The following is a 19,730-nucleotide window of genomic DNA, read 5'->3' as shown; positions in this document are numbered from 1 at the left end:
GGCATGCGATGGTTGAAACTGTGAAGAATGTTTTGAAACGGGCGATGCCTCAAAAGGTTCATTCGAAAGTCTCGATGAATCGCCTCAAGATTCTGGTGACGACGGTGAACCGTTCAAAGGCGGACTTTTACATGGATTACATCCAGTCGTTTGGCGCGAATATGCAGTTCGTGTTTTACGGGCATGGAACGGCTCCGCGCGAAATCATGGCGGCACTTGGACTTGCGGACTCTGAACGCGCAGTGATTATCAGCATCATTGGCGAAGACCATGTGCCTGCCGTCCTGGAATGTCTGGAAGAAAAATTTAGGACGATTGTGAACGGCAAGGGCATTGCCTATACGATTCCGATGTCAAGCGTTATTGGCAAGTCGGTATTTAACTTTTTGAGCGACAACCGATCTCAGGTAGGGAGAGGGTAATTATGAAACCGAATACACATGAATTAATTATCTGCATTGTGAATAACGGATTCTCCGATACTGTGATGGAAGCCGCTAAAGAGGCGGGTGCCCGTGGTGGCACGGTCTTGAACGCCCGTGGTACAGCAAATAAGGAAGCGGAAGCTTTCTTCCATATCGCTATCCAACCTGAAAAAGAAGTCGTGATGATTCTCGTGCCGCTGAACGTGAAGGATGCGGTGCTCCATTCTCTATACGAAAAGGCTGGCCTCAATACGATGGGGCAGGGGATTGCGTTTGCGCTCCCAGTTGATAATGTCGTTGGGCTTACGCCGTGGAAGGCGGAAAGTAAAGCTTAATTACAAGATTTTAGTTGGCAGAACTTAGAATGTTAAGCGCATTTGGTACCAGACGACTCCGCCGTGGACGGAATTGCTGACACCTTCATTTACAAATCCGAATTCGACGAACGAAATTAACTTGTCTCCATCGAACATCAACCAAAAGTGGTTGCGGTTCTGATTTGCATTACAACTTTACCTGGAAGTAATCGATTTCGGGGTGGCTAATGTAGAGGCCACTTACGGAGGCTTGCGGGTACATGGCGCCGTTTTCGGTGAGGCTGATGCCTACGCTCTTGAAGTCGATGAGTTTTGCGACGTTGAAGATTTCCTTGATGTTCGGGAGCACGGGGTAGCCGACGGCCGGGCGGATGCCCTTCCAGCCGCTTGTGCGGTCGAGTTCCTGGCTCAAGTATTCAGCGCCTGCTTCGGCGAGGCGGTCGGCGACAGTCTGCATGAGGAGCACGTCGTAATCGCTGCCGCCCTGTTCTGCTTTGAGCTTTTCGAGGCGCTTGACGAACGTGTCGCTCATGGTCACTGCGAATGCACCGACGATGTCGCGGAAAACGTCCTTGCCTGCGGGGGAGGCGAAAACGCTTGCGGTATTGGCGTTTGCCGGAGCGACGTAATCGCAGAGCGCAAGACAAGTGCCTTCGGGATTCTGCTGGCGTGCGGTCGAGACTTCGATGAGGTCTGCGTCCGTGCCTGTGCGGCCCGTGTTAAAGATAACGGACTTTTCGGTACCGGCAGCGGGGTAGAATGCCTGAACGGCGCGGAGGGCGTATTCGGGCTTTGTGAGCGACTTGATGAGCGCCTCGGCATCGGCCTTGAGCTTCTTGGCTTCTTCTTCGTCCGGCTTGATTTTCCAAGTGAAGAAGAAGTATTCCCAGCTGATGAGCGGGATAATCTTTTCGATAGGAATCGGCGGGAGCTTGCTTTCGCCCATGAACGGTGGCTGTACTGGCTGGTATTTGCTCCAGTCGTATTGGAAACGGCGTTCTTCCGGCGTGGAGGCGGCTGCGGCCATGGCGTTTGCTGCTTCCGTTTTGATGCCGTTTTGCTTGTCGCGGATGCGCTGCTGCTCTTCGCGGTTTTCTTGAATTGTCTGTTCGCGAGTGGCGGGGTCGAGCAATTTCTGGGCGAGGCCCGGATTGCTGGCGGCGTCGCGCACGTGGAAAACAGGACCGTCATAGCACGGAGCGATTTTCACGGCAGTATGCGTGGGCGAGGTGGTGGCACCACCGACGATGATCGGGATGCGCTGACCGGCGGCTTGCATAGCCTTTGCGACCGTACACATTTCTTCAAGAGACGGCGTAATGAGACCGGAAAGGCTCAAGATATCCGCTTTGTTCTCAATCGCAGCCTTGACGATGACATCTTCGGGAACCATCACGCCGAGGTCTACCATGTCATAGCCGTTACAAGCCATAATCACAGAAACGATGTTCTTGCCGATATCGTGCACGTCGCCCTTGACGGTGGCGATGACGATTTTACCGCGGCTCGATGCGTTTGCATCTTTGCCTGCTTCGATGTAAGGCTGCAAAATTTCCACAGCTTTTTTCATCGTACGTGCGGTCTTCACGACTTGCGGGAGGAACATCTTGCCTTCACCGAAACGACGGCCGACTTCGTTCATGCCGTCCATCAGCGGACCTGAAATGATGCCGACCGGGCTATCGCCACGGTTGATGAGTTCCATCAAATCGGGCTGGAGCGTTGTGGATGTTCCCTTGAGGAGTGCTTCTTGCAAGCGTTCTTCGGGCGTGGTGGGCTTGGCGTCAGCGGACGCGTTGCCTTCGTCAGAAGAGCTGCTTGCACCTGTGCTTACGGCAAAGATTGCTTTCGGGTCGTACTTGGCGCCAGTTTCCTTTGCCTTGGCTTGGGCGGCCGTCATGCGGCTTGCAATTTCGATGAGTTCTTCGCTTGCTTCCGGTTCCGTGTTGAAGATGACTTCGGTAATCGCCATGCGGAGTTCAAGCGGAATCGTCTTGTATTTGATAATGGCGCTCGGGTTCATAATCGCCATGCCCATGCCGTTCGGGATGGCGTAATGCAAGAACGTGGTGTGCATTGCTTCGCGCAAGTAGTTGTTGCCGCGGAATGCGAACGAGAGGTTCGAAAGACCGCCCGAGATGCGGACGCCGGGGAGGTTGTCCATAATCCAGCGGACAGCGCGGATAAAGTCAATGGCGTAGGCGTTGTGTTCTGCCATGCCGGTAGCGACCGTCAAAACGTTCGGGTCGTAAATGATATCGGACGGGTCGAAGTGCAGTTGCTTCACCATGATATCGTAAGCACGGGATGCAATTTGTACGCGGCGCTCGTAGTTCGTGGCCTGGCCTTCTTCGTCGAAGAGCATCACGATCACAGCGGCACCGAGGCGCTTCACGGTGAGTGCGTGTTCGATAAACGCCTTTTCGCCCATCTTGAGGGAAATCGAGTTCACGATGCTCTTGCCCTGGATGCACTTGAGGCCTTCTTCGATAACTTCAAAGCGGGAACTGTCGACCATGATCGGCACGCGGCTCACGGCAGGGTCAGATGCAATCAAGTTCAAGAAAGTGCGCATTTCGGCGGTGGCATCGAGGAGGCCGTCGTCCATGTTGACGTCAATGACGTCGGCGCCGTCATCGACTTGCTTACGGGCAATGTCGAGCGCTTCTTCGTAATTCTTCTCGTTGATGAGACGCAGGAACTTCTTGGAGCCCGCGACGTTGCAACGTTCGCCGACCTTCACGAAATCATCGGCGTTGCAGCTGTCGGCGCCGTTGCTCGGACGAACCTGTTCTCTGAACAACGGTTCGAGCCCCGCAAGGCGGAGGCGCGGGCTGGTAACGTACTTTGGAGCGGGTTCACGGCGCTTGTAGTCGGCCGGGAGCGCATCAAGCATCTGGCGCATCGCGGCGATGTGTTCCGGAGTCGTACCGCAGCAACCGCCAATCATGTTCACGAGCTTGTCGTCCAGATAAACGCGCATCAGGCGCACCATGTCTTCGGGCGTATCGTCATAACCGCCGAACTGGTTCGGAAGACCTGCGTTCGGGTGGCAGCTGAGGTAGCACGGAGCGATAGCGCCCATGCGGCGGAGGTACGGCACCATGCCGTCTGCACCGAGACCGCAGTTTAAGCCAATGGAAAGCGGGTGCATGTGCATCACGCTCACGGCAAATGCTTCGACCGTTTGGCCCGAAAGCGTACGGCCGGAGGCGTCGCTCACGGTCATCGAGAGCATAACTTCAATCGGCTTAATTTCTGCTTCGGGAGTGCCTGCAGCCTTGGCGGCTTCAATGCGTGCATCGTTTGCCTTGCTGTAAGCGCTGAGGGCCGCTTTCGCATTCAGCGTATCGAAAATCGTTTCAATGAGGATGGCGTCAACGCCTTCTTCCATGAGCACGGAAATTTGTTCCAAGTACGCATCTTCGAGTTCGTCAAAAGTGATGGCGCGGCTTGCCGGGTCGTTCACGTCTTCGCTCATGGAAAGCATCTTGCTTGTCGGGCCGACGTCGCCCAGAATATAGACTTTGCGGCCATACTTCTTGAAGCCTTCTTCGGCGGCCTGCTTTGCGATTTTCACGGAAGCGCGGTTCATCTCGGCGATGCGATGTTCCTGGTGGTATTCGTGTTGGCTCACGCGCTGGCTCGAGAACGTGTTCGTGGTGAGGCAATCCACGCCTGCATCCACGTAACGACGCTGGATGTCGAGAATTATCTCGGGCTTTTCGATGGAGAGCATATCGTTGTTGGCGCCCTTGATCCCGTAAGTCTGGATAACAGAGCCCATGCCGCCATCGAGCAGCATCATCTTTGATTCAAACGCTTCGCGAAGAGTCATTTTGATTTCCGTGTTTAAAATTCGAATTTATGCGTATATTTGTTTTTATGCATAAAAATAGAAAATGCTCGGATTGCTGTCACGAGCCATGAACCCATAATACCCTAAATTACATATTCCTATTGAAACGGTATGTAGATTAATCGGTTAAATGATTTCAATGACGGCTGCGGGTGCTTTTTATCTAAAAGAAAAGTCTTTAAAAAGTTACAATGAAAAAGCGTTGCGGGTGATTTATAACTACTTAATTAGTATAGATTTGCACTCATGAATATCGTTATTTACGCGCTTTTTGCTCTTTCTGGTTTTGCGGGTCTCATTTATGAGGGGTCGTGGGCCAGGTACCTTAAACTTTTCCTCGGACATTCGAGCTATGGTCAGGTGCTCACGCTCTGCATTTACATGGGCGGGCTTGCGATCGGCAGTTTTGTTGCGGGCAAGCTTGTGGAGCGCGTGAAGAGGCCGCTACTCGGGTATGCGGCGGTGGAGCTTGCGATTGGCATTGGCGGGCTGATTTACCACCCGATGTACATCTGGATTACGGATTATTTTTACGATTCAAATTTTGTGGCGGGGTTGAGTTCGCGCGGCGCGGAAATTCTGAAGGTCGTTTTGGCGACGGGCTCAACGCTCCCGATTGCGATTGCGGTGGGCATGACGTTCCCGTTCATCGCGGCAGGTCTCATGCGCAAGAGCGGTGCCGAAGTCTCGCTCCCGATGCTTTACTTTACGAACAGCCTCGGTAGTGCCATTGGTATTTTGTTCACAAGCTATATCTTGATTCCGGAACTCGGAAACCACATCACGCTTTGCGTCGCGGCTTCGATTAACTTCTTATTGGCGGCGGTGTTCTGCTTTATCGGCTATACGACGCCTTCGACGTACGAGGAAGAACTTGAAGAAGAAGGGGGAGAGGAACCGCTTAACGAAGATTATGTGGCGGAACACAAGCTTGCGATGCCGCCGAAGAACATGTGGTTCTGGATTGCTGGAATTACGGGACTTACTTCGTTTGTCTATGAAATCGTCTGGATCCGTTTGCTCTCGCTGTTGATGGGTTCTTCGAGCCACAGCTTTGACCAAATGCTTTCGGCGTTCATTTTAGGGCTTGCAATTGGCAGTGCCGTGAGCGGAAAGCTTTTGAAAAAGGACTCGCTTGTGGTGCTTTCGCTTGCGCAGATTTTCATGGGATTCTTTGCGCTTTGCACTCTGTATTTTTACAAGCCGTTCTGGGAAGGCATGAATGTCGCGAACCAGATTTTCAATACGACAAATGACGGTTACGTTTGCTGGAGCATTTTCAAGTACGCACTTTCGATTTTGTGGATGGTGCCGACGAGCTTCTTTGCTGGCATGACGCTCCCGCTCATTACGTTGATTCTCACGCGTGCGTTCAAGAGTGAAGCCCCGATTGGCAAGGTTTACGGCTGGAATACGGTAGGATCGATTCTCGGTTCGGCAGGCGGTGGACTTTTGCTGTTGCCGCTGATGCAGCTCAAGGGTTCGCTTGTGCTCGCTGCCGTGCTTGACTTTATGATTGGCTTTATCTTGCTCGTCATTTATCGCAAAAAGTTCCGCTATAGCGTACTTTTTTACGTGATGACGGCGGTGATGATTTTGCCTTCGTTCTTTGTGAATTTCGATCCGCACATGATTACGTCAGGCGCCTTCCGCGCTTACAAGAATTTGCATCCGGACGAAAAGATTGTGGTGCGTGACGGTAAGACGGCGACGATTAGCTTCCACGAATCCGATGTGCATTATTACGTAAAGACGAACGGCAAGGCCGATGCGAGCATGAGCAAGAATCGTGAGCGCCCGATTGAAGGCGATGAGCTTACGCAGGCGGCGACTGCATTTATGCCGATGGCGATGAAGGACAAGCCTTACGATGCGGCGATGGTCGGGTTTGGCAGTGGCATGGGTGCGCATTACTTGCTCTCGGATCCGCTAGTGCGCGATTTTGACTGCGTGGAAATCGAAGAAGAAATGATGAACCTCGCTCGCGGATTTTATCCGTGGAACGCTCGCGGTTACGATGACCCGCGCATCCATATTTTCATTGACGATGCGCAGACGTTCTTCCTTACGAACCGCCGCAAGTACGACTTGATGATTAGCGTGCCCTCTAACCCGTGGGTGAGCGGTGTCGCGAGCTTGTTCAGCCATGAATTTTATACGAAGATGCGCCGCTACATGAAGCCGGGCGGACTTTGGGTGCAGTGGATCCAGACTTATGAATTCAATGATTTGCTGTTCCTCAACATCTTGAAGGCGCTCGATGTGGCGTTCCCGTACGTGAGTTTGTACAAGGCTCCTGAGGAGCCGGACATTATCATTGTCGCCAGTGACGAGCCGGTGATGCAGCGTGCTATTGGTCGCTTCAGCACGGATCCGACGCTTGTGAAGGAATTCAAGCGCATCCACCGCGAACCGGATTTCTTTGGCGAACAGAATTTCCTCTTTACGTCGAAGATGATTACATCGCTCTTGGATGGTGTGGAACCGAATAGCACGTTTATCCCGATTGTCGACAACAAGGCGGAAGAGGCTCGCTTCGTGCATTCGAATGCGCGCATTGTGCAGGTGTTTGACAGCTGCGAAATTTGCTGGCCGGAATATTTGGACTCGGCAGATTATGCATTGCGCCGCCCGATAAAGGTGCAGTCCATGCTCAAGGCGGGTACGGACAAGTACCGCGAACGCGCTTTGCTCGCTTATATCAAAGAAGTGAAAAAACGCAAGAAAGTTTTCGAAGGTATTTCGACAATGCTTGATTCCAATGCGGATGATTCTGAAAAGGGCTCGGATTCCGCGGCAGTATCGGAAAATTCTGTTGATTCAGCGACGGCGGTGGATAGCCTCGTGCGTCCAAAATTCAAGGTGGATGAAACTTCTCCGGATTGGAAAAAGTTCCGCGAAGAATATGTGGAATGGATGCGTGGTATCCCGATGGAAGCTCGTGACACGAACAAGGTCTATGTGAAGGTTCGCAAGCTCGTGAATGCAAACGTGCTTCCGGAATCGTTCGTGGATGAGTTCAACATTATGGAAGCGGCCCGTGCCAAGGATTACAGGCTTGCTGCGGAATATGTCGCGAATTTCTACGAGAAGTACGAAGTCGCTGCAATGGATGAATTCTTCTTGCGCAACGCGATTTTGATTGCGTTCCTGGCGCACAACCCGACGCTTGCCGATGTGCTCTACAAGGAAGCCATCAGGCCGCACGAAGAATTTGCTCCGATCGAGAAACTCCTCATCCAAAAGGAAATCCCGAGAATCCGCAGAAGGTAGGCCACGCGTTTCGTCATCCTGAGCAGACGATGCACGTCTCGCCATTCGGCGGCACATCTCGTCAGTCGTGATACTTCACTGGATGTTTCGCCCTACGGGCTCAACATGACGAGAGTGCGGACTCTCGTCTTTCAACTCAGCGAAATTGATGTGCAAAAACAAAAGGAAGCGTTTGGCGCTTCCTTTTTGCAATTAATAACTATTGACTACTGATTAATAACTAATCAATTAGAACAGGAACGAAATACCGGCGTTCGTGTAGAACGTGAGGAGCGTTGCCTTGTCAAACGGCTGCTTGACGGTCAAGCCCTGGTTCAAGAGGTTCGTAATGCTCTGGACAATGCGAAGGTTCACGTGGATATTACGCGTGAGCATGTAACCGCCTTCAATAGCGAAGCCCACTTCCATATTCGTGGTTGCAATTTCGGTCGTGGATTTCAGGCCGTTGTCGCTGTCGGCGATGACGCCTGCTTTCGGTTCGGATCCGTATTCTGCGCTACCCATCAGCTTGAGACCGAGGTGCAAACCTGCAGCCGCAAAGAAATCGTATTGTTCGAACGTGTAGCGGAACATGATCGGAAGCTCAAATAACATAATGTTGATCTTTGCCTTGTTCGTGTAAAGATCATTCATTTCTTTTTCGTAATTGTACTGGCGGTAGTTGAACGTGAGTTCCGGTACCAAGCTAAAGTTCTTGGTGAACATCGAAATCTTGATGATAAGGCCGCCACCGACGTTCCAACCTGCCCCCCAGCCATCGGAGTGTGAACCAAGGAAAGTGTTGAAACCACCTTGCAAGTGTGCTCCAAGGAACACGGACTGCGAGAACCCTTCACTGCGCTGCTTGCTAATTTCGGAACGCGATGTCGTCTGCGTCTTGTATCTGGCGTAAGCGCTTGCGTAATCTTCGTCATTTGCAAATTCGCTGTCGTTCGATCCATCGTAAGAGGTGTTGGAATCGCTACTGGATGCTGGCCTCGGGGAATCGACAGAAACCCATTCGTCATCATCGGAACTTTGAGCGAATGCACTTGTGGTAAGTGCTAAAACCATGGACGCGAGTAAGCAAGATTTTCTTAAAAGCATGGCGAAATTATAACAAAACGTGGAGGTTCAACGAGTTAAAAATATTTTAATACGGCTGAAATAAAAAGAAAAAAATGTTTACAGAAGACCGGAATCACGCTATTTAAAGGGCTCAGCGTCAAATCGGGATGAAAAGTCTCTATTCCACCTAGAGCCGTTCTCTTGTTTATCATATATTTTTGATAAAATTTTAAATAAAATGACGCTTAATGTGCTATTTTATCAAGTAGTATTTAAAAAGGAGTGGCCCTTTTTATGTTCAAAAGGAATCGTGTTTCTGTGCTGGCTATGCTGGCGTCTTTCTCGTTGTTGCCGTTCACGGCGTGCAATGACGATATCGTAAGCGGTCCTTTTCAGTTAATTGCGGAATCGTCTTCGTCGGAATCGGGCGCTGTGGAGTCGTCGGCTCAGGAGTCTTCTAGCGATGTGGTTTCGAGCAGCTCGGAAATTTTGCTGTTGGAATCGTCCAGCAGTTCAGAGCCTTTGCCGCTTAGTTCGTCGAGCAGTATCAAGTCTTTGATACCTGAATCATCGTCTGCGACTCCGGAATCTTCGTCGTCTGTTAAATCTCCGATTGACAGAGTATGCAATGATGAAAACGAAGGTGAGGTTGATTCCTTATGGACGGGGAATGACGGTAATCCTAGATTCCGTTTTGTGGGTACCGAGGAGTATTATCGTTGCGAAAAGGGCTCGTGGATTCATGGAGATAAGTGGCTCGCGTGTGATACGACCGGACTTACGCCGGGAGCGGTTTGCTCCAAGACGGAATGGATGGCTGGATTAGGATCTACTGAGTATTTCTACACTTATGAAGGAGGTGGCATTTGGAGTACTTTGGGTACTTTGAGTGATGTGCCTGGCGGTATTATGGACAGAAATCGTTTGGTTGTGCCCAAAGAGTGTTCCGCTGAAAATGAAGGTTCGCTAGAAAAGATGACTTTAGGAAATGAAACGGGCAATGTGGTCATTCTTTTTAAATGTGTAAGCGGTACTTGGAATAGAGTAACCAATGTTGATTCGGGTGAAAATGCCCCGTAAAGTTTCTCTAGACTTGCAAATGAGCCTGGGCTAAAGCCTGGGCTTCTTTTTTTCTTACAAATTTTTGTAAAAATGTTTTTTTAAATTGTGAGTTTGTATTTTACTGATAAATTTTGGAACATAATGGGAGTTGTTTTTATGTTCGGAAGGAATCATGTTTCTGTGCTAGCGATGCTGGCATCTTTTTCGTTTTTGTCTTTTACGGCGTGCAGCGACGATGTGGTGAATAACCCGATGCCCGTGGCGGCTGAATCTTCGGCGGCTGAATCTTCAAGTAGCGAAGTTGTTTCAAACCCTGTATCTTCTAGTGATGTGACTTCGAGTAGTTCTGAAATTTCGAGCGCTTCAAAAATTGTGGAATTGGCGCGACTTTCAACGTGTGATGCACACAATGAGGGGGCGGTTGATTCGATATGGGGCGGCAATGCTAAATATGGTTTTAAGATTGATTATTATAAGTGCAAAAATGGGCATTGGTATGAGGCGGAGCCGTCTGTCGCTTGCGATTCTGCAGGCGTGTCTGTGGGGAGTCTTTGTAATGTTCATTCTGCGCAAGGCGGTTATTGGGGTGCTGGCGGACGTGGTGGAAGATGTTATGAATATGTGGGAACCGGAACGTGGAATGAAAGCAAATGCTTAAAGGCTCCTGCCAAAGAATGCAATGCTGAAAATGAATGGAGTACTGGAAAAATCACATATTCAAATGGATATACGGATTTTTTTCAATGCGAGCATGTGGTGTATACTGATTTGAGTGAAGAATTACATGATGAAGGTTTTTTATGGCAGTCTGTAAATGAGGCTTATTATAATTGCCGAACGGGAAAAAACGTTGAAGGAGACACTTGCTCGTTTGAATCTCAAGGCGAAAAGCAATACTATCTATTTGAGGGCGGTCAATGGGTGCAGTTTAATATTGACCCTAAATTGGGAATATGCCGGATTTATAATGATTTGCCTTATGAGCTACATTTTAAAGAATTTGAGGGTGAATACTATTATTGTGTTGATGGCAAATGGAACCCCATAAAACTTGTACCGCGTCAATACACGGATCCTCGAAAAAAAGGCTTGACGGATGAGGAATACGATGTTCTGGATTTGCCTAAAGAGGCTAAGGTCGGCGACCGTGCAAATGGGTTGCTTGAATATTGCGGTTATGGTAAAACGTTAGACTATTTTGACTCAAACGTCTATGATTACTGTTACTCGACCAATCGCTATCGGTATCGCGAAGATGGTTCTTGGACAAAAGAAACGGATGAAGACTTGTGGGAAGATGATGCTTATTTCGGCAGTAAGCCTTGTGGGGATGATACATGGTGCTGTGCGAAAACAGAGGGGATGAAACGCAACTTTTTTGACTACCTTGAACCAGGAAAAACCTACCAGTGTGTTTCTGGCGAGATTGTTTTGGAAGAATACCTTTGGAACCGATTTGAAAAGAAGTAATTGGGAGGTCTTATGTTCAATAGGAATTATGCTTCAGTGCTAGCAATGCTAGCGTCTATTTCGGTTTTGCCGTTCGCGGCATGCAGCGACGATGCTGGGAGTAATCCGATGCCCGTGGCGGCTGGATCGTCGGCTGTAGAATCTTCGAGTAGCGTGGCTTCTAGTAGTGAAACAGGCTCAGGTCCAGTATCTTCTAGCAGCGAGGCTGTTTCAAGCCCTGAGTCTTCTAGCAATGTGGCTTCGAGTAGTTCAGTTCAAGAAATTGAACGCCCGTCGTTGGAAAAGTTGAATGAAAAATGTAGAGAACAACATGATGCTGTTAGTATTGCTGCGTTTGACGGCGTGAAGACGGAGTATTTTTGTTTGCTCGAAGCCTATGGCCCTAAAATCGAAGAAACGTTTTCGATTTTGGACCATGCTGAAATTTCTCTTTATACCTATGCAGAAAATGGATGGCAAGAAGTAAAATGCAATGCCGAAAATGAAGGCCGCAAGGAACTTTATGCCTTTTTTAATACGCACTGGCCAGGCAACTTATATTACAAGTGCACTAACAATCAGTGGGTGCAAATTGGATATGAGGAATACCATAGTTTGTCTGAGTTGACGTGCTCTGCCGAAGAAGAAGGCAAGGTAGATTCTGCTTGGGTGGGGGCGAATAATCCTAGATTCCATTATGTTGGACAAACAAAGTATTATAGGTGCGAAAAAGGGCTGTGGATTTTAAGAGACCGGAGAATAACCTGTGATACGACGGGTGTTGCTGTTGGTGATGTGTGCACTAAGGAAGAATGTTTTGTAGGTGTAGGATGCTCCCAGTATTCTTACACGTATGTTGGGAATGGTGCTTGGAGAGAAGCTTCACTTTCGCTCACGGATAAGGCTCAAATAATCGCTAATTGCCAAAAAGAGGATACCGTTGTCGGCGATACTTGTTCTGTGGAAATGTCTGATGGCACGAAATGCTACAGGTTCAATGAGCAGAACGACTGGGAAGAATGTGAATCCTTCTAGATAATTTTCTAAATTTTGCCTCGAAAATTTAATGAGGTCGTGGCGGTTCCGTCGCGGCGTTAGAGGAATAAATAATGGCAAAGTATAATCCGCAAGAAATCGAAACCAAGTGGCAAGCCTACTGGGAAGAACATCAGACGTTTAAGACTGGCGAAGACAAGTCCAAGCCGAAGTATTACTGCTTGGATATGTTCCCGTACCCGAGTGGTGCTGGTCTCCATGTGGGCCACCCGGAAGGTTACACTGCAACGGATATCATTTGCCGCTACAAGCGCAGCCGCGGTTTCAATGTGCTCCACCCGATGGGGTGGGACGCTTTCGGCCTCCCCGCTGAACAGTACGCCATCCAGACCGGTACGCACCCGGCCATCACGACCAAGAAGAACTGCGACAATTTCCGCCGTCAGATCAAGCGCCTCGGCCTCTCTTACGACTGGAACAAGGAAGTCAACACCACCGACCCGAAGTATTACAAGTGGACGCAGTGGATTTTCAAGCGCCTTTATGGCACCTGGTTCGATGAAGACCAGCAGAAGGGCCGCCCGATTGAAGAACTCCCGATCCCGGCCGATGTAGAAGCCAAGGGTAAGGACGAAGTTCGCAAGTACCGCGACGGCAAACGCCTCGCTTATTACGCCGATGCTCAGGTGTGGTGGTGCAAGCACTGCAAGATTGTCTGCGCTAACGAAGAAGTTTTGAACGACGGTTCTCACGAAAAGTGCGGCACCAAGGAAGTGGAACGCCGTAACCTGAAGCAGTGGCTCATGCGCATTCCGCTGTATGGCGACCGCCTGCTGAAGGGCCTCGACAAGCTCGACTGGCCACAGGGCGTCAAAGACATGCAGAAGAACTGGATCGGCAAGAGCTACGGTGCCGAAGTTGATTTTGCTATTGCCGATGCTGAAGGCAAGCCGACCGAAAAGAAGCTCCGCGTTTACACGACCCGTTGCGATACGCTGTTCGGTGCAACCTACATGGTCGTTGCTCCGGAACACGCTATGGTGCCGGAACTCACGACTGCCGAACAGAAGGCCGCCGTGGAAGAATACGTGCATGCCGCCGCTCTCAAGAGCGATCTAGACCGTACGGAACTCGCCAAGGAAAAGACTGGTGTGTTCACTGGTTCTTACGCCGTAAACCCGCTCACCGGCACGAAGATTCCGGTGTGGGTTGCTGACTACGTTTTGACGGGCTATGGCACTGGCGCTATCATGGCTGTGCCGGCTCACGATACTCGCGACTTTGACTTTGCAAAGAAGTTCAACCTCCCGGTGATCTGCATCATGGAACCGGATGCAAGCTGCCCCGAAGATGTAAAACCGCTCGTGCTCAAGGGTGAAGCCTGTTGGGCTGCCGACGGCACCTACATCAACAGCGAAAATGCAACGCTCTGCCTGAACGGTCTCAACAAGAAGCAGGGTATCGCCAAGGTCATCGAATGGCTCGAAGCCAACAAGATCGGTAAGGCCACGGTGAACTACAAACTTCGCGACTGGCTCTTCAGCCGTCAGCGCTACTGGGGTGAACCGTTCCCGATTATCCACTGGGAAGATGGCGAAATCTCTACCGTCGACGATTCCGAACTTCCGGTTCTTTTGCCGGAACTCAAGGATTACAAGCCGGGTGACGGCGGTCAGTCTCCGCTCGCGAACGCCACCGAATGGCTCCAGGTCGTCGATAAGAACGGCCGCAAGGGTATTCGTGAAACGAACACCATGCCGCAGTGGGCCGGTTCGTGCTGGTATTACCTCCGCTACATCGACGCTTGCAACGGTGACGCATTTGTGGCAAAGGAACTTGAAAAGTACTGGATGCCGGTTGACCTCTATGTGGGTGGTGCCGAACACGCCGTGCTTCACTTGCTCTACAGCCGTTTCTGGCACAAGGTTTTGTTCGATCTCGGCCTCGTCTCTACCGACGAACCGTTCCAGAAGCTCTTCAACCAGGGCATGATTCTTGCCTTTGCATACGAAGATGCCGCTGGTTCCAAGGTCCCGACTGACGAAGTCGAAGAAAAGAACGGCAAGTACTTCAAGAAGGGTACGGACATCGAACTCAAGCAGATTGTGGCTAAGATGAGTAAGTCCCTCAAGAACGTCGTGAACCCGGATGACGTTGTCCGCGATTACGGTGCAGATAGCCTTCGCTTGTATGAAATGTTCATGGGCCCGCTCGACGCCGTGAAGCCGTGGCAGACCAAGGGCATCGAAGGCATGAACCGCTTCCTCGGCCGCGCCTGGCGTTCTGTTGTCGGCGACAGCGATGAAGCCCCGGTCTTCGTTGACGAAGCCGCTCCGGAAGCTATCGAAAAGGTGATGCACCAGAGCGTTATCAAGGTCACGAACGACATTGAAAACATGAGCTTCAACACCGCGATTAGCCAGCTGATGATCTTCAACAACGAAATGATGAAGATGGACAAGCGCTACCGCGAACCGTGCGAAACGTTCGTCAAGCTCTTGCACCCGTTTGCCCCGCATATCGCCGAAGAAATGTGGAGCATACTCGGTCACGAAGGCTCGCTCACGAACGTCGCCTGGCCGGAAGCCGACCACTCCAAGGCTGTGGAAAACACCGTGGAAGTCGTGTTCCAAGTGAACGGCAAGGTCCGCGCCAAGGCATCTGTCGCCAAGGACTTGGACAAGGCCGCCCTCGAAAAACTCGCACTTGACAACGAACGTATGAAAGAGTTTATGGCAGGCAAGACCGTTGTGAAGTCCATCGTGGTTCCGGGCAAGCTCGTGAACATCGTGGTGAAGTAAAACCCGCTGTCATCCTGGAGCGTCCGTAAGGATGCGATAGGACCCATAAAAATTTCAGACCGTAGCCTCGCCGCTGCGGTCTTTTTGTATGCGTCCGCATTTGTCGTATTTGATTATATTTTTAAATAGAACATCTTCAGGAGTTTTTATGGCGGACATGACTCGCGGCGAAAGAACTGTGCAACTTTTTGCGAAAGTGATTTCTAATCCAGAAAAGAAATTTACCATCAGCGATTTGATGACTTCGTTCGAAATTCCTGAGAGTGAACGCCGCAATGTGCAACGCGATATGCGCTTCCTTTCGGAGATGGATGGTGGCCGCTACATCGCAGTTGATACTGTTGGCCGTACGTCGTATTACACCTCTGCACTTCGCAATGCCGAAAGGCTCCTGTTCCCGAATTTTGAAAACACGATGCTCCATTTCGTGTTCCTCAAACGCATCGCGAATATTTACCCTGCCACGAGTGAAATTATTTCGCAACTTCTGGAGCGCATCGAAAAAAGCTTGCCGGGCCGCGAACAGAAATCGCTCCGCCATCTCGGCGAGGAGCTGAACTCGAAAATCATTTTCATGGGGACTCCGCCGGACTTCGAAGAAGATGCTAGCGAAAAAATGCGGACGATTCTCCAGGCGATTCACGACCACCGTAAAATTGACGTGTTTTACAGGACAGCCTCCGCTTACAAGAAGTCGACCCGCATTCCCTTGATGATTATCGTTTATCAGAACGAAATTTACGTGGGCTGCGAATCTGAAAAAGTCAAGGACGCCACCTATACGCTCAAATTCCGGCGAATGGTCAAGGTGCAACTCTCCAAGGAAACGTTTGTGGAAAATCCGAAAGTTCTGGAAAAGTTGCGTCGACAGGTCTCGTCGGGGGCTGCGTTCATGAGCGAGCAGGAACCCCATCCTGAGGATGTTGAAATTGAATTTGAAATGAACGCTAGCCTTTATCTTATGGAAAACAAGTTCAACCGAACGATGCATATGAGACTAGCCAAAAATGGCAAAATCCTAGTGAAAATGAAAGCTGATGTGAACCAGCTTTTGGTGAACTGGGTCGTGTCATTCTCGACTGCCGCCCGCGTCATAAAGCCGGCCTCGCTGCAAACTCGCCTCAAGGAATACGGGGAGTATTTGCGCTCAATTTACGCGTAAGCCGTTTAACCGGTTTAATGAAAAATTAGGGTTGTAGAAAAAAAATAGTACAATCCTTTTACAAAATCCCCTTGTTTTACGATAATAATTATGCATATATTGATATATGTGCATAATTTTGTTTCCTATGCGTCGATATTTGACGTATGCGGGTTCTATATTATGCGTGGGTAATGATATGATTAGTAGGATTTTTAAAAAGGAATGCTTTGAACCGGTTGCCCGCAAGTATTGGGAAAAGCTGGTTTGCGGGCTTCTTGTTCCTGGAGAGCGTGGGTGCGCCCCTTCCGAAGGGGAGGTCCTTTGTGCGTACAATGTGATGAAAAGTTGCTATCCAGGATGCAAGTGCAATGTAGTGAGGTCGGGCAAAAGTCAAGGTGATGCGCTCCAGCGGGATATGTTCCAGCAGGGCGATAAAATATGTGGCATCAGGGTCGTTGCTGAGCTGAGTGCGGCAAATTCGTCTATTGAATTCGTTTCGGCGGATTCGTTGTATTATGTGCATTTTAAAACCGATGGAATCGACTCCTTTTCTCATCGGGTTGATACTTGCGACTTGTCGCAGACCATGACGAATATAAAGGAATTTATCGATAATTTCCCTGCGCATCTTGCGGCACTTGAAAACGAAAAAGTTGAATTTGAGAAGAAAGCAAAGCTTAAGGAAATATCAAGATTAAGCCTGAAAACGTGCGTTGCGCAGATGATGTCACAATTGGGTTACGAATGGAATTTGGCGGATAGGGGTAAATTTTTTTTGCTCCAGATTGAATTGGGCGAAAAGCGAATGGTTGAAATTTCGCTGAACGATAAAAATTTTACCAAAAGAATTCCTGCAATACCCGAGGTGATTAAAAGCGTTGAAAGCCTGCTTGAAACGCTTCCGTTTCCGGTGGATATCTCAATGACAAAGGGAATTTTAAAACTGTAGAGGTTTGTATGTCTGTACGTATAAATGTACGAGAATTGGAAAGCTTGCTGGAGGCAACTCCCGCATCGCAAAATATAATGCTCACGGGCAAGCACGGAATTGGCAAGTCGCAAATCCTGGAGAAGTTCTTTACATCGCGTGGCGAGCGCGTGGTGATTCTGTTCTTGGGGCAGATGAGTGATCCGGGCGATTTGATTGGCCTCCCGCGACTTGACGAGGCAACGGGTAAGACTTTGTTTATGCCGCCGTATTGGTTCCCGACGGATGGCAAGCCGGTGGTGTTGTTTTTGGATGAGCTGAATCGCGCTCGCCCGGAAGTGTTGCAGACCATCATGGACTTGACGCTGACCCGCACGCTTGCGGGGCGCAAATTGCCTGAGGGCTCGCGTGTGATTAGCGCGGTGAATGATGGCGAAGAATACCAGTTGACGGATTTGGATCCGGCACTTGTGAGCCGTTTTAACATTTACGAATTTAGGCCCACTGCGCAAGAATGGCTGTTGTGGGCATCGAAGGCGGGCTTGGACAGCCGCGTGATTGATTTCATTTCTGAAAATCCAGAAATGCTCGATGGTGCTGCGTTTACTCGCGAAGATCAAGGACTTGAAAAATCTCCTGACCGTCGTGGGTGGGAACGTGTCTCGAAGATTTTGCAGACGAACGAGGTCTCTTCGCTTTTGAAAACGATTATTGCGGGAATCATCGGTATGCCTGCCGCAACAAAGTTCTTTGCGACAATCAACCAGAAACGCTTACCTAGCGCAAAAGAAATTTTGCTTGGTGATTTCGCGAAGCAAAAGACTGCACTTAAAAAATGTTCTACGCCGGAACTTGCTGCCGTTAACGAATCGCTCTTCCGTTTTATCGAAACGAAAAACTACGACGAGAAAGATACTGAAATGGTGGCTACGAATTTTGCCGCTTATTTTGAGTTTCTTTCGGTCGAAAAATTCCGCGAGGCGCAGGCACATTTCGCAAACTTGTATTCGTCTTCGCTGTACCCGTCAACGATGACGTTCGCCATTATGCATTGCCAAAAACTTTATAAGAAAATTACAGAATTTATCAAGTCGATTTAAGGCAGAAATGCGCCGAACAGGTAATTTAAATCTATGACTGTACTGGATAGAATAAAGAAAATTGGTGAACGGTGGTTCTTGACAGAGCCACTTTTATTTGCGGTGTACTGTAGCCATGAATTTTACGAGAATGATTCGCTTGTTGTGGCGATGCGAACCGGAAATAGAACGATCGAATTTGCTCCGAAACTTTTGGATAACGTTACAGATATAGTGCTGGCGGAATTTTTGAAAGTCGAAATGTTTCGCATTTTACTCAAACACCCGTATCAGCGACAACCTCCGTTTGCAATGAAATCGATACTTACGCGGGCGAGCAACGTCACAATCAACGATGTCTATGAAGTTCCGCCAGTTGTCAAAAAACAGATGAGCGGCGCAGAAATGAATTTACCTAGTGCTTTGTGCTTTGAAGAGTATTACAGTTTGCTCAAGGATACAGTTATGCCTTTTGCTCCATCGGATGGCCGCGGGATTCCGAACGATGTCAGCGAGGCAGCGCAGGGCGAAGGTGAATCTTGCGAATCGAGCGAATTTGGAGAAACGTGCGCGAACAGCGGCGCTTCTTGTGCCACGCAAGGGAATAGCGACAATCAGAAAAAAAACGACGCGGATGTGCAAGAAAAACTAGATGCGCAAATTTCGGAGCTTTGGGAAGAAAACGAATCGGCCTGCTGCGACATAAACGGCTTTATTGAAGTTGCTGAAGCCAGCAACAATTGGGGCTCAATTTCTAAAAAGTTGCAAGGCGTTATCAAGGCGAGTAAGAAAGTCGATATGGATTATCGCAAAATGCTGAGCCTGTTCAAGACGTCGGTGATTTCTAGCAAGCGTCGCCTTACTCGCATGCGCCCTAATCGGCGTTTCGGCTTTGACGCCATGGGTAGCCGTTACGAACTTTCAACGAACTTGCTCATTGCCGTTGACGTGAGCGGATCCGTTACGGATAAGAACTTGCAATTTTTCTTTTCGGTGATTAATCGGCTCTTTAAATATGGTGTCGAAAAACTAGATGTTTTGCAGTTTGATTCCAAAATTCAAGGCGAACCCGAACCGTTAAAAAAGGCTCGTAAGTCCGTAAAAATCATGGGTCGCGGTGGAACAAGTTTTCAGCCCGCCACCGATTATTATTGCGCACATCCCGAATATGACGGGCTCATCTACTTTAGCGATGGGTGCGCCCCGCCGCCTAAATTCAACACCAAACGCCCCATTGACGTGCTTTGGGTGCTCTGTGGAAAATCAAACTACGATGAACACGCCAAGTGGATTAAAAAGCTAAAACGCAACCGGGTTACATACATTCCTAAAAGCGAATAAGGAGGCAAT

At 49.5% G+C, this 19,730-nt stretch carries 13 protein-coding genes and 1 pseudogene; 11 read left to right on the top strand and 3 right to left on the bottom strand.

Annotated elements, in window-relative coordinates:
* Nucleotides 1-8 precede the first annotated feature (8 nt).
* Nucleotides 9-422 carry a hypothetical protein gene (locus tag B7982_RS11515; protein ID WP_041260092.1) on the top strand — a complete coding sequence of 138 codons (414 nt, stop codon included), beginning with the start codon at nt 9-11 and terminating at the stop codon, nt 420-422.
* Between the two features lie 2 nt (nt 423-424).
* Nucleotides 425-760, top strand: a complete 336-nt coding sequence (locus B7982_RS11510; protein ID WP_014545891.1) for a P-II family nitrogen regulator — start codon at nt 425-427, stop codon at nt 758-760.
* A 24-nt stretch (nt 761-784) separates the two neighbouring features.
* Here the strand turns inward: B7982_RS11510 and B7982_RS15230 are convergent.
* A pseudogene (locus B7982_RS15230) lies at nt 785-871 on the bottom strand (GNAT family N-acetyltransferase); the annotation flags it as partial.
* Between the two features lie 58 nt (nt 872-929).
* Complete coding sequence (gene metH, locus B7982_RS11500; RefSeq protein ID WP_088660871.1) at nt 930-4,580, bottom strand: methionine synthase; 3,651 nt, start codon at nt 4,578-4,580, stop codon at nt 930-932.
* A gap of 267 nt (nt 4,581-4,847) precedes the next feature.
* Here metH and B7982_RS11495 point away from each other — a divergent pair, with 267 nt between their 5' ends.
* Nucleotides 4,848-7,874, top strand: coding sequence for a spermine synthase (locus B7982_RS11495; RefSeq protein WP_088660870.1), 3,027 nt, complete (start codon nt 4,848-4,850; stop codon nt 7,872-7,874).
* A 228-nt stretch (nt 7,875-8,102) separates the two neighbouring features.
* Here the strand turns inward: B7982_RS11495 and B7982_RS11490 are convergent, their stop codons facing one another.
* Nucleotides 8,103-8,927 carry an outer membrane beta-barrel protein gene (locus B7982_RS11490; RefSeq protein WP_158213008.1) on the bottom strand — a complete coding sequence of 275 codons (825 nt, stop codon included), beginning with the start codon at nt 8,925-8,927 and terminating at the stop codon, nt 8,103-8,105.
* Between the two features lie 288 nt (nt 8,928-9,215).
* Here B7982_RS11490 and B7982_RS14830 point away from each other — a divergent pair, with 288 nt between their 5' ends.
* The 8 genes from B7982_RS14830 to B7982_RS11435 all read left to right on the top strand — a co-directional run bounded on the left by B7982_RS14830 (nt 9,216) and on the right by B7982_RS11435 (nt 19,721).
* A complete protein-coding gene (locus B7982_RS14830) occupies nt 9,216-10,001 on the top strand; it encodes a hypothetical protein (protein ID WP_144065960.1) in 786 nt (261 codons plus the stop codon).
* A 138-nt stretch (nt 10,002-10,139) separates the two neighbouring features.
* Complete coding sequence (locus tag B7982_RS14825; RefSeq protein WP_144065959.1) at nt 10,140-11,453, top strand: hypothetical protein; 1,314 nt, start codon at nt 10,140-10,142, stop codon at nt 11,451-11,453.
* 45 nt (nt 11,454-11,498) lie between these two features.
* Nucleotides 11,499-12,467 (top strand): hypothetical protein, encoded by a 969-nt coding sequence (locus tag B7982_RS11460; protein WP_233138521.1) that lies wholly within the window; start codon nt 11,499-11,501, stop codon nt 12,465-12,467.
* Nucleotides 12,468-12,541: 74 nt separating this feature from the next.
* Nucleotides 12,542-15,229, top strand: coding sequence for a leucine--tRNA ligase (gene leuS, locus B7982_RS11455; protein WP_088660863.1), 2,688 nt, complete (start codon nt 12,542-12,544; stop codon nt 15,227-15,229).
* Between the two features lie 148 nt (nt 15,230-15,377).
* Nucleotides 15,378-16,391, top strand: a complete 1,014-nt coding sequence (locus tag B7982_RS11450; protein WP_088660862.1) for a YafY family protein — start codon at nt 15,378-15,380, stop codon at nt 16,389-16,391.
* A gap of 166 nt (nt 16,392-16,557) precedes the next feature.
* Nucleotides 16,558-17,322, top strand: a complete 765-nt coding sequence (locus B7982_RS11445) for a hypothetical protein (RefSeq protein WP_233138520.1) — start codon at nt 16,558-16,560, stop codon at nt 17,320-17,322.
* Nucleotides 17,323-17,330: 8 nt separating this feature from the next.
* Nucleotides 17,331-18,401 carry an AAA family ATPase gene (locus B7982_RS11440; protein ID WP_088660860.1) on the top strand — a complete coding sequence of 357 codons (1,071 nt, stop codon included), beginning with the start codon at nt 17,331-17,333 and terminating at the stop codon, nt 18,399-18,401.
* Nucleotides 18,402-18,434: 33 nt separating this feature from the next.
* Nucleotides 18,435-19,721, top strand: a complete 1,287-nt coding sequence (locus B7982_RS11435; RefSeq protein WP_088660859.1) for a VWA-like domain-containing protein — start codon at nt 18,435-18,437, stop codon at nt 19,719-19,721.
* Nucleotides 19,722-19,730: the final 9 nt, after the last annotated feature.

The organism is Fibrobacter sp. UWB2 (genome assembly GCF_002210425.1).
GTDB lineage: Bacteria > Fibrobacterota > Fibrobacteria > Fibrobacterales > Fibrobacteraceae > Fibrobacter > Fibrobacter elongatus.
The sequence above is the reverse complement of the archived record's forward strand: the minus strand, read 5'-3'. Positions and strand labels throughout refer to the sequence as shown.